Origin of the sequence: Flavobacterium aquariorum (genome assembly GCF_003254745.1) — a bacterium.
In the GTDB taxonomy this organism is placed as follows: domain Bacteria; phylum Bacteroidota; class Bacteroidia; order Flavobacteriales; family Flavobacteriaceae; genus Flavobacterium; species Flavobacterium aquariorum.
Window position 1 is genome coordinate 1 of record NZ_QKXH01000054.1, and the last position, 216, is coordinate 216.

General features: G+C 46.8%; 1 protein-coding gene. It reads left to right on the top strand.

Features of this window, described 5'->3' with window-relative positions; all coding sequences use genetic code 11:
- On the top strand, positions 1-216 hold a 216-nt coding region (locus DOS84_RS19195), incomplete at both ends, for a hypothetical protein (RefSeq protein ID WP_165830475.1).

Below are 216 nucleotides of genomic sequence, written 5' to 3' on the forward strand. Positions count from 1 at the left end.
CTACAGCAGTTGCATCTGCAGGATATACCGTCACAGCCAGCAATACTGGTGGTTGTGGAACTGCAACATCGGTTGTAACCATTACCGTAAATCAAGCTCCGGCAGGATTGAGTTATACCGTTGCTTCGCCAAGTTATTGTGTTGGAACAGCAATCACTGCTAATAATGCATCGCTAACAACAGCAGGAAGTCCAGCAGCTACTTATGCGGTTAGTC